Below are 14,751 nucleotides of genomic sequence, written 5' to 3' on the forward strand. Positions count from 1 at the left end.
AAAAGCCCTCGGCAGAGGGCTTATTTGCAACGCATCAATTCAGTGGTCAGAGCCGTTTACAGCAACTGATCCAGCAGCCAGTACAGCAGGTTGAAGCCTTTCTGATAATCGCTGACGGAGTCTTCTTCCGAGGCTGACATGACCGGGCCGGAGCCTTCCATCACATTATTCACGAAGTCGCCCAGTTCCAGTCCGTCTTCCTGAATGTCGGCATTGTTGAACTCGATGATGCTGGTGCAGTGGCTTTCATTCACATCGCGGAAACGTGGAATGTAGTAGCCCCAGTTATCGTAGCCGTCCAACGACGTCATCAGGTGGCTGGTGTCTTTGTACCAACGCTGATGAATTTTCTGCTTACGCTTCTCTGCATCGGGCTCGTTATTGATGTCGTCATAGAAACGTTCATAGGAATAGGACGAGTAATTGAGGTCATCCCAGAAGTGCGTATGACCCAGACGATCGTTTGGATAGTATTCGCCCAGGGCTGTGTACAGCGTACCCAGGTCGTTCAGGTCCAGTGACGGCAGCTCGTTTTGGAGGTAGTACAAAGGCCCGTCGCCATCGCCATCCAGACCCCACACATTGCGAATGGTGTTCTGCAGTTTGAGGGAGGGATATTCTTCTTCCGAGCCGGTTACCGGCGCCGGGAAGATAGGGCCGGAATCGTTGATCAGGTAGGCCTTGCCTGGCGCCATATCGCGGCGAACCGGGTGATAGTTGGCGAAAGAACCCGCGCCGCCTGCGCTGCATCCGGTCATCAGCATTTGTCCGGAACGCTCCAGGTTGTTCTTCAACCACGCCACCACTGCGCGCATATTGCGCACGCCGTTATGCCGCCATACCAGCGGGTCATTTTCGCCGGTGGGATCCTCGTAGATCGCAACCTTGTCCCCGGTATAGATATCCCCGGTACAGTAGGGAACGTACACCATGTTCCAGTTCTGGGTTTTGGTGCTGGTCCAGGGATGCAGACGGAACACGAACGGGCTCACCAGACTGGCGGAAGGATTCTGCAGGCTCATATAGTCATCGGGAATGCCGTTGGGATTGCGAGCGCCGCGAATGCCGGTCTGGCCTGTGCAGCTTTCATAATCCCAGCAGGCGCCGCCGCCTTCCATATAAATCACCGTATTGCTGGTGTGCGCCACGCGATTGACGAAGAATTTATAAGGCGAGCCGTTGCCGCAAATTGCGCCGGTGTCCGGGTGTAATTGAATGGTCTGCCATTGCAGATAGGCGCCAGGGCTGAAGCCATCGGCGACTTCGGAGGGGTTGGGCGTCAAGGGATACTGCGCTGCGTTTTGCTGCTCCTGCGTGACCGGGTTGTCCGCGCCCCGGGGCCAGATCAGGTTGCCCAAGGTATCCCAGAATGAGTAATCGCCCATTTCTGCGGATACGCCAACTGAACTGCCAAGAAGACCTAGAAATACCGCTGTTTTTATTTTTGTTCTGGATTGCATTGTCTTTTCCTCCATTAATTGGAAACGCAATTCAATCCAGTCTCTCCTCCCGGCTTCGCTCCTGTTTTTAAAAGAAAAAAGTATTGTCGCCGACCTTGGCTCGCCGGTAATGCAGGGACCGCTAACTGGATAGCTGAAAGGCTAGTCGGGGATCAAGGGTTACGCAAATTTAATTTAACGACGTTTACTTATTTTGCGCGTTGGGAAGCCCTATCTGGCGGGTTGGGGGCCGCCTACAGCCAGGGCGCAGGCCAGCGTTATCGCCTGCCAAACGGGAAAAATCGCCACACTTTCCCAAAAGCCATGCCAGACGGCGCTTTTGGCGATATCCGGCAGACTGTTGATCAGCACAAAGTCCACCACGCCGCCCGCCGCGCCAGCCAGGGTAAAGGACGTCAAAAAGATCAACCAGGCGCGCATGCGCCAGGCGAGGATAACGCCGACTGCGGTGACGCAAGCGCCGACTGCGCCCATCAGCGCCAGTGACACAACTTCCCAGGATGAAATGAAGAACAGAAAGCATAAGCGCCACCCCAGAATCGTGGCGGCGATAACGATCAGCAGACGCAGCCCCTTGCGCTCGGCGTTCCAGCCCCGCCGCCAGGCGCCGAGACAGATAGCCGCGCCGAACACGCCGCCGGGCATCCAGTAGTTCACCCACAGGGCGTCGCTCCATTCCGCCAATTCCAGCAGCACGCCGATGCCAGCGATAAGCAGACCGGAAGCCAGCCCCATGAGCGCGCCGAAACTGAGATCTTTGTTCATGCCAGGACGTCCGTTCCTACTTGATGTAGCGATCAATAATATTCTGATAGACGGATTGACCGTTGTCCTCTATCTCCGTTTTCAGCTCGTCCAACGCAATTTGAAAACGCTCGATAATCCAGTCTGGCGTATCGATATTGAAGGCGTAATAGTTATCGCCAGCGGAGCCGAAGTCATATACCGGCGCGTATTCAGAAGGGTTGAAGCCGTTCTGCTTGATGATCCAGTAAGCGGCGATGTCGCCGTAGGCCCACATGTCCACCCGGCCCGCCTCCAGCATTTTCGCCGCCAGCTCCGGGTATGGCACCGGCTCGCGCTTTTCGGGCGGCACTCCATATTCGTCCAGTACGATTTCAGCAATGTCCTCGCGCACGGAGGCGATGTGGAAGTGTTTCAGGTCCTCCGACGAGCGGACGTTCAGGTTCCGCTCCTTTTTGGCCATCAACACAATGGGCGACGCCGCCACCGGCCCCACCCATTTGAATAGATTCTCCCGCGGGCCGCGTCGGGTCATGACAAACAACACCGTATTCGGCGTTTTCAACGTCAACCGGTAGCTGCGCGCCCAGGGGTGCACCTGAATATCCTTACGCGTCTTTTTTGAACCGAGCTTTTTCAGGATCAGCTCCAGCAAATCAACGGAAAACCCTTTGAGCTTGTCGTCCTGAACGTAATTAAAGGGGGGATAGTCCTCGGTCATAAACGTCAGTTTTTCTATCGCTTCATCCGCCCGACACAGGGATGCGCTCAACAATAACCCAACCAGCGCCATGACAGGACAGGAATACCATCGCATGCTTTTATGCCTCCACACCAAAATGGTTTCCTCGTCCCACAGAAACCAGACACGGGCGTTATACCTTCAATTCTTTACGCGAAGTGCGGAACCGTCAAACTTTCGCCGAATTCATATATGATTCAGATTACTTTTATCGGCAACCATTATTTACGACGACAAGGCGACAACGGTTTCTTATGTCCCAGGCGCTGGCTTTATTTCATCCACTCATCGCGGAATGGTTCGCCGCCAATCTGGGCGCGCCTACGGATATTCAGAGTAAGGCCTGGCCGCGCATCGCTTCCGGCGAACATTGTCTGATCACCGCGCCCACCGGCAGCGGTAAAACCCTCACTGCTTTTCTCTGGGCCCTCAACCGCTTCGCCACCGGCGAGCTGCAACCGGGCCGTACGCGCATACTCTATATTTCACCACTGAAAGCGCTGAATAACGATATCCGCAATAACCTAAGCCGTCCGCTGGCGGAACTGACAGCCTGCTTTGAACGCAAGGGCGAGCCCTTCCCAGTTATCCGCGCGCAGACCCGCAGCGGCGACACGCCCTCTGGCGAGCGCCGCCAGATGCTGCGTCACCCGCCGGAGATTCTCATCACCACGCCGGAAAGCCTCAATCTGCTGCTGAGTTCGCAAAGCGGCCTTACTCTGCTGCAGGACCTGGATACGGTCATCATAGATGAAGCGCATTCCCTGCTTGGCGTCAAACGGGGCGCTTATCTGATCTCCGCCGTGGAGCGTCTGGTGGATCTGTCCGGCGAGTTTCAGCGCATCGCCCTGTCCGCCACCATCAACCCAATCTCCGTCGCCGCGGACTTTATCTCCGGCTACGAACTGGATGTCACCCAGCCGGACTACGCGCGCCACCCGCAATACCGCAAGCGCCCGATCACGCTGGTGGAGTCCAACGCCGCCAAGCAGTACCGGCTCAGCGTCAATTATCCAGCCGCCATCGCCCATCGCGGGGCGGATAAGCATCTCTGGGACGCTCTGGCGGAAACCCTGCTGACGCGAATTCAGGCCAACCGCGCCACCTTGATTTTCACCAATAATCGCGCCCTGTGTGAAAAGCTCACTTACAAAATCAATCAGGCGGCGGACGCTATGGTGGCTTACGCGCACCACGGTTCGCTGTCGCGTGAGATTCGCACGGAGGTGGAGCAACGCCTCAAAGGGGGCGAACTGGCTGCTATCGTCGCCACCAGCTCCCTGGAGATGGGTATTGATATCGGCGCGCTGGACGAAGTCGTGCTGGTGCAGACCGCCGGCTCGGTAGCGGCGGCGATCCAGCGCGTGGGTCGGGCCGGTCATAATGTCGGCGACGTCAGCGTCGGTTCTCTGTTTCCCACGCACCCACAGGACTTTCTGGAATCCGCTGTCCTGGCCAAAGCCATCATGGAAAAAGATCTGGAGCCAGTGCGTCCATTGCAATGCCCCCTTGATGTCCTGGCGCAGATAATTATCTCCATGACCGGCGTCGCAACCTGGGACCTGGACGAGCTGTACGCCCATTTGCGTATGTCCAGCGTCTACCACACGTTGCCCCGCCGCCAGTTTGATCTGCTGATTGACATGCTGGCGGGCCGTTACGCAGAGAGTCGTATCCGCGAACTGCAGGCGCGCGTATCCGTGGATCGTCTGGACAATACCGTCACGGCGCGACCGGGCGCCTTGCTCTCTCTGTATCAGTCCGGAGGCGTGATACCAGATCGTGGTTACTTTCATCTACGTCATCAGGACAGCAGCGCCCGTATCGGCGAGCTGGACGAAGAGTTTGTCTGGGAGGCGAAAATCGGACAAAGCTTCACTCTGGGCGCGCAATTCTGGCAAATTCAGAAAATCACCCACAACGACGTATTCGTGCTTCCCGCCAAAGCTGGCGCCTCCACGCCGCCGTTCTGGAAAGCCGAGTCCATCAGTCGTAATTTCCACTTCTCCGAGCAAATTGGCCTGTTCCTGAAATATCTGGACGCTAACCTGGACGCCGACGATCTGGTCGCCGCCTTACAGTCGCAATACTGCATGACGGAAGAGGCGGCCGCGTCTCTGTTGGATTTTCTGCGCCGCCAACGCGCCCACACAGGACGCCCCCTGCCTCATCGCCACCACCTGCTGGTGGAGATCGTCGACTCAATCCTGGGACACAGCCATGGTCGTCAGATGGTGCTGCATACCGGTTGGGGCGCTGAAGTGAACCGCCCCTGGGGCATGGCTTTGGAAGCCGCCTGGCTGGAATCCTTCGGCGAGCAGCCAGTGGTATATGTCAGTAACGAGTGCATCGTCCTGCAAATGCCAGAGGAGATTCCCGTCGAAGCGATTCTCTCTCTGGTCTCCCCGGAGCGGATAGAAGCCCTGTTACGCGCCCGTCTGGAAGGCTCCGGTTTTTTCGGCGCACGCTTCCGGGAATGCGCAGGTCGGGCGCTACTGCTCAACAGAGGCAAATTCAACGAGCGCCGTCCATTGTGGATGAGCCGCTTGCAATCGCAGAAGTTGCTGAACTCCGTGCTCAAGTACGAAGACTTCCCCATTCTGCTGGAAACCTGGCGCACCTGTCTGCAGGACGAATTCGATCTTCTCGCGTTAAAACAGCTGCTGGAGGAGTTGCGAACCGGACAGGTTCAATGGTCCGTCGCCAACACCCGAACGCCCAGCCCCATGGCTCAGAATATCGCCTGGGAACAGGTCAACCTGTACATGTATAAGGACGATACGCCCACCTCGGACAAGACCTCCAATCTCAGCGAGGACCTGCTGCGAGAGCTGTTGTACAACGATGCGCTGCGTCCCACCGTAAACGCCGAGTTGTGTCAGCGCTTTGTACAGAAACGCCAGCGCCTGGCGCCGGGTTATGCGCCGGACAGCGCGCGGGACCTGTTAGACTGGATCAAGGAGCGCGGCGCGATTCCGGATTCTGAATGGCGCGAACTGCTCGCCCGTATTGAATCAGAGTCCGGCAAGGAGGCGCTGCAAAACATGCTGGCGGCGACAGAGGCCAAGCTCATTCGTCTGGCGCATCGTGACGCCCAGATTATTGTGGCGCGGGAAACCCAAACTTCTCTCGCGCAGGCTTTCTACCCGGAAACCGACGAGGATGCGGAATCCGATGCGCTGTTCGATACGCTGCTGGGCGAATGGCTGCGCTTTTACGCCCCCCTCTCCGCCGCTGAGATAAGCGACTGGCTTGGCGTCGATCCACAACGCCTGCAACGCGCCCTCGACGATCTGGTTGAGGCGCGCGCTATCGTGGCCGGCCCGCTGATCGCAGACGATACTGAGGTGCGCTATTGCGACCGGGAAAACTTCGAAATCCTCCTGCATATGGCGCGCAAGGAAGCCGCGCCGGAATTCGCCCCCCTCCCCTTGGAACAGCTATCCTTGTTCTTACATTGCTGGCAGACCCAGGCGAGCGAGCGTGACGACGATCCGCACGAGCGACTGTTTGATATTTTGCAGCGCCTGCAAGGAACGCCCGCCCCGGCCGCATTGTGGGAGAACGAAATACTCCCTGCGCGCTTGCCGGACTACAGCCCGGCGGTGTTGGATCACCTGTTTCAGGAGTCCGATTTGGCGTGGATTGGCGTAGAGGAAGGCAAAACCCTATTCAGCTTCACCGCTGATCTGGATCTGCTTGACGCCCCCGCGCCTCTGAACGAAGCAAACGCCAGCGAACTGCAGGCCCTGTTTCCAGACGCCGACAGCCGCTACGATTTCCAGGCCCTTTCCGGCAAAAGCGGACTGGACAACACAGCGCTGACGGAACGCTTATGGGATTGGGTATGGAAACAGCGCATCAATAATGACACCTACGCCGCACTGCGCAGAGGAGTGGAAAACAAATTCACCATTCCTGATCTGCCCGCTCAGAGCTCCGGCAGACCGCCTTCACGCCGACGCGCCATGCGCCACTCCTTCGCCCAGTCAAAACAGGCGGCGAACAGCCCCGGAACCTGGCGCCAAGTACGCTGGCCCCAGCGCCAGGAAGACCCGATAACGGAACAGGAGCGCGGCAAAGACCGTGCGCGTTTACTGCTGAGTCGCTACGGCGTGGTGTTTCGCGAGCTCCTGCAAAGAGAGCTTCCGGAGATGCGTTGGAGCGCCGTCTTCCGTTCTCTGCGCCTGATGGAGCTATCCAGAGAGATCATCGGCGGCTACTTTTTCAAAGATATTCCCGGCCCACAGTTCATTACACCCATAGCGCTGCAAATGCTGCAGAACGGCCTGTCGCAGACGCGCATATACTGGCTCAACGCCGCCGATCCCGCCTCTCTTTGCGGGTTGGGGCTGCCGGGCCTGAAACAGCGACTGCCGAAGCGTTTGGACTCTATACATATGACGTTTATGGGGCCGGAGCTGATCATGACCTCCCGCCGCAATGGCAAACAGTTGGACATCATGATTGCGCCAGACCATCCAGATATCGAGGCCTGTCTGGCGCCTTTACGCAACCTGCTGTATCGACCCCATCAGCCGCTCAAAAGCATCAACCTGGAAACCATTAACGGCGAGAAAGCCGTGGACAGCCCCTACCTCGCCCCTCTGAGCCGAATGTTCGACGTGCAGAAGGGATACAAGGACGTCGCGCTCAACCGCAACCTGCTGTGACGCCCGCCATCCAGCGAGCGCCTGGACGTCAACCCAATGCGATGCCGCTCACCGCGAACATAATCGCCACCAGATAAAACAGAAATACCTTCAGATTCGCTGGAACAACCGGATAGGGATGCGTCGGGAGGTGTTTGATTATCATTGCTTCACTCCTCTGTTTATTGTCGGCGTTCTAGCCACGCCTGCAGGGTGAACGGATGAAGCAACACGCAAAAAAGCCGGCCGCGGTATCCTGCAGGGACTCCTCTGGCTAATCAGAGTTCCCTCTGGCGAGCACAACACAGGCACTACGAAGGATACAGCGGACACAGACGGCGTCTGACTGGAGGCGACCACTCTATCCAACGCCCGGCTCGCTAGTAAGCATAGCCACTGTTCACAGAATGTACTAATTACATGTAAATATTTGTATACATGGTCCACCCATGCGGCTTGATCAATACAACGTCCTGATTCGCCGCTAAAATGCCTATACAATAGACGCCCGAATCATTGACGGCTTTCGTCAGGCAATCGCAAGGACAATTTATCCGTGTCATCCAAACCCCGGTTTCAGCAGGTTAAGGACTTTATCGTCAGCGGCATCGAAAGCCAGCGCTATACGGTTGGCGGCCGCATTCCCACGGAAATGCAGTTGGCGCAGCAGTTTCAAGTCAGCCGCATGACTGTGCACAAGGCGATACGGGACCTGGTGAATGAAGGACGCCTGGTGAGGTATCAGGGACAAGGCACTTTTGTTAACGACGCCAAACCCACCTCCTCTTTTCAGGATATCCGCAACATAGCGGAAGAAATCAAAGCCCGGGGGCATGAATACAGCGCCCGCATCGTCAAGCAGGAGCAGTTACTCGCTTCCTCCAATGTGGCGGTGCAGTTGGGCATCAAGACCGGCGTAGCGGTGTTTCACACCTTAATCGTCCATCTGGAGGACGGCGTGCCGGTGCAACTGGAAGACCGTTACATCAACCCTCTGCTGGCGCCGGAGTATCTGGACCAGGATTTTTCTCTTGTCACTCCCAACCAGTACCTCACTTCTGTTTATCCTGTGTCCGATGTAGAGCATATTATTGAAGCGGTGCTGGCGGACCCGGATCAGTGCGAGCTGCTGGAAATCAATATCAATGAGCCCTGTCTGCGCATCTATCGCCGCACCTGGAGCCGTCAGCAGTTAGTCAGCAGCGCCCACCTGACTTATCCAGGCAGCCGCTATCGCCTGCAATCCGACAGCCACTTTTCATAAACATCGCCTCCCTCTCCATAAAGATCATCAATTCAGATTATTTTGCAGCCGCGCCCTCCTGCGAATAACGGCTGCAGGGTCGTCTTTCGCGCAGGCAGGCTCTTGTGGTTCTCCTTATCTTTTCCCCTGATTCCTACCATCCTGCGATAGATCAGGCAGTTAGCGCCCCTTAAAATTTGTATATACATTTAACTTCTTTCCTCTCTCAAAATCTCACTGCGAGTGGGCGGTGCAGGCGCAGAAAATTCTACACTCGCACCAGCTTGTCAAATTCAAAAACAGTCTTAAACCCTCTATTTTTATAGCCATAAGAATATGCGATCGCTGTCAATGCGCTAAGCAAAACCGGTTTTATAATTCGTTATGAGAAGAAATTTTTCTCGCCTCCCCTCTTGCGCAAAACGCATTTTTTGTCTTTAAATGTATATACATTTATAAAGACACTGCGGAGAGCGAGATTTTATGGATTGGTGGATCAACGCCAGGATCGCCACCCTTGATCCTGACGCCCAACACGCTTACGGACTGCTGGAAAACCATGCACTCGGCGTGGCGCACGGCAATATCGAAGCCATCGTCCCCATGTCTGAATGGGATGGCGGCGCGTCCGATAACATTACTGACGCCAATGACCGCCTCATCACCCCCGGACTGGTGGATTGTCACACCCATCTGGTCTACGGCGGCGACCGCGCCGCTGAGTTCGAAATGCGTCTGCAGGGCGTATCCTATGCGGATATCGCCAAACAGGGCGGCGGCATTATTTCTACCGTGCGCGCCACCCGCGCCGCCACCGAGAAAGAGCTGTTGCAGCAATCCGAGAAACGCTTGCTGGCCTTATTGCGGGAAGGCGTGACCACGGTGGAGATCAAATCCGGCTATGGCCTGGATCTGGAATCGGAGCTGAAGATGCTGCACGTGGCGCGACGTCTGGGACAGCGCTATCCCGTCAACGTCCGCACCACCCTGTTGGCGGCTCACGCCTTACCTCCCGAATACGCCGGTCGCTCCGACGACTATATATCCTGGATCTGCGAAGAAGCCCTGCCCATGGCCCACGAGCAAAAGCTCGCTGACGCTGTGGACGTGTTCTGCGAATCCATCGCGTTCACCCCGGAGCAATGCCGCCGGGTATTCGAAGCCGCGCAGAAACTGGGCCTGCCGGTGAAAGGCCACATGGAGCAACTGACTTTGAGCGGCGGCAGCCAGCTCGCCGCGGAATTCAACGCCCTGTCCGTCGACCACGTGGAATACTTGGACGAGGCAGGCGTGCAAGCCATCGCGGCCTCCGGCACGGTGGCCACGCTGCTGCCCGGCGCCTTTTATTTCCTGCGGGAAACCCAGCGCCCGCCCATCGATTTGCTGCGTAAGCACAAGGTCGCCATGGCTCTGGCCACGGACCTTAACCCTGGTTCCTGCCCTCTGGCGTCAATGCGTCTGATGATGAACATGGGCTGCACCTTCTTTGGCATGACCCCGGAAGAAACCCTCGCCGGCGTCACCCGTCATGGCGCCAGGGCCCTTGGTATGCAGGATCGCATTGGTCATCTGGCTGTGGGCATGGCGGCGGATTTCGTTGTCTGGGATTGTCAGCACCCAGCTCAATTAAGCTACGAATTCGGCGTCACCGCTCCGCATCAACGGGTATTTCATGGAGAAATTCACAATGTCTGAGGCAAAAGTCTGGTCAGGTCGCATCGACAGCGCCGACGGCCCCACCGCCATACGCTGGCACCAACAAGTTCGCGCGCCGCAGGAAGACAGTCCGGCGGGCGTGTCGTTGATCGGCTATCCCTGCGATCTCGGCGTCTATATCAACAAAGGTCGCGTGGGCGCGGCGAACGGCCCTGACGAAATCATCAAAGCGCTGGCGAACCTGCCCTGGCATCTTTCCCGCCCGGTTTATGACTGCGGCAACATTCAGTGGGAAGGCGAGCTGGAAGACGCCCAGGCGGCGCTGGCCAACAAGGTATTCAAACAGCTGCAGGCGGGACACAACCCCATTGTATTGGGCGGCGGCCACGACGTCGCCTGGGGCAGCTTCCAAGGGCTGCGCCGGCACTTGGATCAGGCGGCCCCGGACAAAGTGCTCGGCATTCTGAACCTGGACGCGCACTTCGACCTGCGCAGCGACAGTGAAGGCGCCAGCTCCGGCACGCCTTTCCAGCAAATCGCCAAATACTGCAAGAACACAGGCAAGCCCTTTCATTATGCGGTGTTCGGCATCAGCGAATACGCCAATACCCGTGCGCTGTTTGATCGTGCGGACAAGCTTGGCGTCACTTACCTGAAAGATTCGCACTGCGGCTTTACCCAATTAGGCCCCATGTTGCGCGCGCTGGACGCCTTCATGAGCAAAATAGATTGTCTTTATCTCACTATCGATCTGGACGTGTTGCCGGCGGCCACCGCCCCCGGCGTTAGCGCTCCCGCGGCTTGCGGCGTTCCATTAGAAGTGGTCGAAGCCATGCTGGACGCTATCCAGCGCAAAGGCCTGCCAGTGCTGATGGCGGACATCGCCGAATATAACCCCACTTACGATATTGACAGCAGAACCGCTCGCGTCGCCGCACGACTCGCCGCGCGTCTGGCCGGGCTGCTGGGAAAACCAACAACAAAAGCGTAGAAGTAACTCACAGGAGAAACCGATGAAAGATCCTCGCCATGACGACCAGAGAGAGATCCGCGCCCCACGCGGCTCCGAGCTGAACGCCAAGTCCTGGTTGACCGAAGCGCCGTTGCGCATGCTGATGAACAACCTGGACCCGGAAGTCGCCGAACACCCTAAATCCCTGGTGGTGTATGGCGGCATCGGTCGCGCCGCTCGCGATTGGGAATGCTTCGACAAAATCGTGGAAGTGCTGAAGCGCCTGGAAGATGACGAGACGCTGCTGGTGCAATCCGGCAAACCGGTAGGCGTATTCAAGACTCACGCCGACGCGCCCCGCGTTCTGATCGCCAACTCCAACCTGGTGCCACATTGGGCCAACTGGGAGCACTTCAACGAGCTGGATAAGAAAGGCCTGATGATGTACGGCCAGATGACCGCCGGCTCCTGGATCTACATCGGTTCTCAGGGCATTGTGCAGGGCACTTATGAGACCTTCGTTTCCGTGGCCAAGCAACATTTCAACGGCGAATCCCGCGGCAGATGGATTCTGACCGGCGGTTTGGGCGGCATGGGCGGCGCACAGCCTCTGGCGGCGACCATGGCCGGCTTCTGTATGCTGGCGGTGGATTGCGACCCCAGCCGCATCGAATTCCGTCTGCGCACACACTATCTGGATAAGCAGGCGAAAGACCTGGACGACGCTCTGGCGATGATCGAAGACGCCAAGAAGACCGGCGAAGCTATCTCCATCGGTCTATTGGGCAACGCAGCGGATGTCTACGCTGAGCTGGTCAAGCGCGGCGTTACTCCTGACGTGGTCACCGACCAGACTTCCGCTCACGACCCATTGAACGGCTATCTGCCGCAAGGCTGGAGCATGGAGCACGCGGCGGAAATGCGCCTGAAAGATCCTGCAGCGGTGGTCAAAGCGGCCAAGCAATCCATGGCGGTGCAGGTGCAAGCCATGCTGGCGTTACAGGAAGCTGGCGCGGCGACCCTGGACTACGGCAACAACATCCGTCAGATGGCGCTGGAAGAAGGGGTGAAAAACGCATTCGATTTCCCCGGTTTCGTACCCGCCTACATTCGTCCCCTGTTCTGTGAAGGCGTAGGGCCTTTCCGCTGGGCGGCCTTGTCCGGCGATCCAGAGGATATTTACAAAACCGACGCCAAGGTCAAAGAACTGATTCCTGACAATCCGCACCTGCATAACTGGCTGGATATGGCGCGCGAGCGCATCAGCTTCCAGGGCCTGCCGGCGCGTATCTGCTGGGTGGGACTGAAAGACCGCGCCCGTCTGGGTCTGGCGTTCAATGAAATGGTGCGTAACGGCGAACTGAAAGCGCCCGTGGTTATCGGTCGAGACCATCTGGACTCCGGCTCCGTCGCCAGCCCCAACCGGGAAACTGAGAGCATGATGGACGGTTCCGACGCGGTTTCCGACTGGCCGTTGCTGAACGCCATGCTGAACGTCGCCGGCGGCGCCACCTGGGTGTCTCTGCACCACGGCGGCGGCGTAGGGATGGGCTTCAGCCAGCATTCCGGCGTGGTGATTGTCTGCGACGGCACCGAAGCCGCGGATCAGCGTATCGCTCGCGTGCTGCGCAACGATCCCGGCACCGGCGTAATGCGCCATGCCGACGCGGGTTACGACATCGCTCGTAATTGCGCCAAAGAGAACGGCCTCGACTTGCCGATGTTGAAAGACTAATGCGTAGCGGAGTACATAACGTGAACGAGCTGTTAATTAATCCCGGTCAACTTACCCTGGCGGATCTGCGCAAAGTCAGCCGCGGCCCGGTAAAACTGTCACTGAGCGAAGACGCCTACCGCGTCATGGATAAATCCCACGAAGCCGTCGCCCGCGTCATGCGCGAAGGTCGCGTGGTTTATGGCGTCAACACCGGGTTTGGCCTGCTGGCCAACACCCGTATCGCCGAAGATCAATTGGAAGTGCTGCAGCGCTCCATCGTACTGTCTCATGCAGCAGGCACTGGCGACTTCATGGACGACGCCACCGTGCGTCTGATGATGACGCTGAAAATCAACGCGCTGGCGCGAGGCTATTCCGGCATTCGCAGCCTGGTGGTGGACGCGCTGATCAAACTGGTTAACGCTGAAGTTTACCCAATCGTGCCGAAGAAAGGCTCTGTAGGCGCTTCTGGCGACCTGGCGCCTCTGGCGCACATGAGCTGCGTCCTGCTGGGCGAAGGTCAGGCCAGACACGACGGTAAAATCGTCGACGCCATGACCGCCCTGGACATCGCCGGCCTGCAGCCCGTCACTCTGGCGCCGAAAGAAGGTCTTGCCCTGCTCAACGGCACGCAAGCGTCCACCGCGTTCGCCCTGGAAGGTTTGTTCTTCGCCGAGGATTTGTACGCAGCGGCCACTGTCACTGGCGCTATGAGCGTAGAGGCCGCCCTGGGCAGCCGCACGCCTTTCGATCCCCGTATCCATGACGCCCGCGGTCAGAAAGGCCAGATCGACGCAGCCATCATGTATCGCCATTTGCTGGCGGACACCAGTGAGATCGCGCAGAGCCACAGCAACTGCGGCAAGGTGCAGGACCCCTACTCCCTGCGCTGCCAGCCTCAGGTCATGGGCGCCTGCTTGACGCAGATCCGCAACGCAGCGGAAGTCCTGCGGGTGGAAGCCAATGCGGTGTCCGATAACCCGCTGGTGTTCGCAGACGAAGACGACATCCTGTCCGGCGGCAACTTCCACGCTGAGCCGGTCGCCATGGCGGCGGACAACCTGGCGTTGGCGCTGGCGGAAATCGGCTCTTTGTCCGAACGCCGCATGGCGCTGCTGATCGATCCGAACATGTCCAAACTGCCTCCTTTCCTGGTGGATAACGGCGGCGTGAACTCCGGCTTTATGATCGCCCAGGTGACCAGCGCCGCGCTGGCCAGCGAGAACAAGTGTCTGTCCCATCCTTCCAGCGTGGACAGCCTGCCCACCTCCGCCAACCAGGAAGACCATGTATCCATGGCGACATACGCCGGCCGTCGTCTGACCGATATGGCGGACAACACCCGGGGCATTCTCGCCATTGAGATTCTGGCCGCCACCCAGGGCATGGATTTCCGCAGCCCGTTGAAATCCTCTGCGCTGGTTGAAAAAGCGCGCAAGTCAGTACGTCAGGTGGTGCCGTTCTACGATCACGACCGCTACTTCGGCCCAGACATCGAACAAGCCAAACAACTGCTGGCCTCTGCTGTCTTCAACGAGTGGCTGCCGCAAGGCATGATGGTCAGCTTCTAACCCGCCGTTAGAAC

The 14,751-nt window shown here is 58.0% G+C and carries 9 protein-coding genes; 6 read left to right on the forward strand and 3 right to left on the reverse strand.

Annotated elements, in window-relative coordinates; genetic code table 11:
• Nucleotides 1-56: 56 nt before the first annotated feature.
• From O5O45_RS14015 to O5O45_RS14025, 3 genes are all read right to left on the reverse strand, one after another.
• Nucleotides 57-1,460: a pectin acetylesterase-family hydrolase gene (locus tag O5O45_RS14015; RefSeq protein WP_305905828.1), complete on the reverse strand. Its 1,404-nt coding sequence runs from the start codon at nt 1,458-1,460 to the stop codon at nt 57-59.
• A gap of 210 nt (nt 1,461-1,670) precedes the next feature.
• Complete coding sequence (locus O5O45_RS14020) at nt 1,671-2,225, reverse strand: hypothetical protein (RefSeq protein ID WP_305905829.1); 555 nt, start codon at nt 2,223-2,225, stop codon at nt 1,671-1,673.
• 16 nt (nt 2,226-2,241) lie between these two features.
• Nucleotides 2,242-3,021, reverse strand: coding sequence for a substrate-binding periplasmic protein (locus tag O5O45_RS14025; protein ID WP_305905830.1), 780 nt, complete (start codon nt 3,019-3,021; stop codon nt 2,242-2,244).
• Between the two features lie 179 nt (nt 3,022-3,200).
• On the opposite strand from O5O45_RS14025, the gene O5O45_RS14030 reads away from it, so the two are divergent.
• The 6 genes from O5O45_RS14030 (at nt 3,201) to hutH (ending at nt 14,737) form a co-directional block, all read left to right on the forward strand.
• Complete coding sequence (locus O5O45_RS14030; protein ID WP_305905831.1) at nt 3,201-7,619, forward strand: DNA glycosylase AlkZ-like family protein; 4,419 nt, start codon at nt 3,201-3,203, stop codon at nt 7,617-7,619.
• Nucleotides 7,620-8,154: 535 nt separating this feature from the next.
• Nucleotides 8,155-8,862: a histidine utilization repressor gene (hutC, locus tag O5O45_RS14035; RefSeq protein ID WP_305905832.1), complete on the forward strand. Its 708-nt coding sequence runs from the start codon at nt 8,155-8,157 to the stop codon at nt 8,860-8,862.
• 462 nt (nt 8,863-9,324) lie between these two features.
• Nucleotides 9,325-10,536: an imidazolonepropionase gene (gene hutI, locus O5O45_RS14040; protein ID WP_305905833.1), complete on the forward strand. Its 1,212-nt coding sequence runs from the start codon at nt 9,325-9,327 to the stop codon at nt 10,534-10,536.
• A complete protein-coding gene (hutG, locus tag O5O45_RS14045; protein WP_305905834.1) occupies nt 10,529-11,488 on the forward strand; it encodes a formimidoylglutamase in 960 nt (319 codons plus the stop codon). Before hutI ends, hutG begins: the two co-directional genes overlap by 8 nt.
• A gap of 22 nt (nt 11,489-11,510) precedes the next feature.
• A complete protein-coding gene (gene hutU / locus O5O45_RS14050; protein ID WP_305905835.1) occupies nt 11,511-13,184 on the forward strand; it encodes a urocanate hydratase in 1,674 nt (557 codons plus the stop codon).
• Entirely contained in the window at nt 13,184-14,737 is a 1,554-nt protein-coding gene (gene hutH / locus O5O45_RS14055) for a histidine ammonia-lyase (protein WP_459077242.1), read from the forward strand. The genes hutU and hutH overlap by 1 nt, the downstream gene beginning before the upstream one ends.
• Nucleotides 14,738-14,751: the final 14 nt, after the last annotated feature.

It is taken from the genome of Hahella sp. HNIBRBA332, assembly GCF_030719035.1.
Taxonomy (GTDB): domain Bacteria; phylum Pseudomonadota; class Gammaproteobacteria; order Pseudomonadales; family Oleiphilaceae; genus Hahella.